The sequence below is a fragment of the Halorubrum sp. ARQ200 genome, assembly GCF_005435115.1.
Lineage (GTDB): Archaea > Halobacteriota > Halobacteria > Halobacteriales > Haloferacaceae > Halorubrum > Halorubrum tropicale.
Map to the genome: position 1 here is coordinate 1 of NZ_SGTZ01000050.1, position 473 is coordinate 473.

The following is a 473-nucleotide window of genomic DNA, read 5'->3' on the forward strand; positions in this document are numbered from 1 at the left end:
ACCCCGGCCGGCTCGTGCGGGCGCTGCGGTTCGTCGAGGGGAAGCTCGTGCTCGCGCCGGGGAACGTCCAGAGCGCCGAGTCACTGCTCGTGGCGCGAGCGTTGATGAACCCCACCGTCTACTCCCACCACGTCGCCCGGATCAGCAAGGCGATGCTGCGACAGGCCTCGGAGCGACTGCTCAACAGCGACCCCGATCTGAGCGCCGCGGAGCTCCGCCGGATGGACGACCACGGCCTCCTGGTCGCGCTTCGACTCTGTGACGAGACAAGCGAGTTCGCGCGACGCTACGCCGAGCGCGACCTGTACAAGCGCGCGGTTTGGGCCGAACTCGGCGGCGTGCCCGACTGGCTGCTGGCGGCGGGCCACGAGGAGACACGGGAACTGGAGGACGAGATCGCCGACGCCTGTGACCTCGACTCACGGGAGGTGATCCTCGACGTGCCCGACGAGCCGTCGATGCGGGAGTCAACG

1 pseudogene is annotated in these 473 nt (G+C 69.6%); it reads left to right on the top strand.

Going from position 1 to position 473, the window contains the following annotated elements:
• Nucleotides 1-473 (top strand): annotated as a pseudogene (locus EXE50_RS16990) (HD domain-containing protein); the annotation flags it as partial.